1 protein-coding gene is annotated in these 363 nt (G+C 65.3%); it reads right to left on the bottom strand.

All coding sequences use genetic code 11. The features are described 5' to 3' along the window. The coding region (locus IVB13_RS40385) for a transposase (RefSeq protein ID WP_247488638.1) at window positions 1–355 on the bottom strand (355 nt) is incomplete at its 3' end. Window positions 356–363: the final 8 nt, after the last annotated feature.

Below are 363 nucleotides of genomic sequence, written 5' to 3' on the forward strand. Positions count from 1 at the left end.
GGCGCAACGCAACAAACACATCACTCAGCACGGCAAGTCCAGGCGTCCCTCGCACCTCAACTCGTGCCCCATGGAGCTCAACCGTCACAACGGCTGCTTCCGGCGCCCCGGAGGGAGCTGCAGCCGCCGATGGCGACGATTCCGACACTAACGGCACAAACGACAGTGCACCCGCCGCAGCTGGCAGCACCAGTTGACCCAAACGCGCCCGGCGCCGCCAGTCATGCACCTGCTGGGGCCGGCAGCCATGGCGACGTGCGACATCTGTTACGATCGCGCCCGGCTCGAGACTGTCCGCGACAATCTGCGCCTTCAAATCATCTGGCCACTGTTTCCGGCCGCCGCCGGCGTACACTTCTATGC

The organism is Bradyrhizobium sp. 17 (assembly GCF_023073515.1).
GTDB lineage: Bacteria > Pseudomonadota > Alphaproteobacteria > Rhizobiales > Xanthobacteraceae > Bradyrhizobium > Bradyrhizobium canariense_D.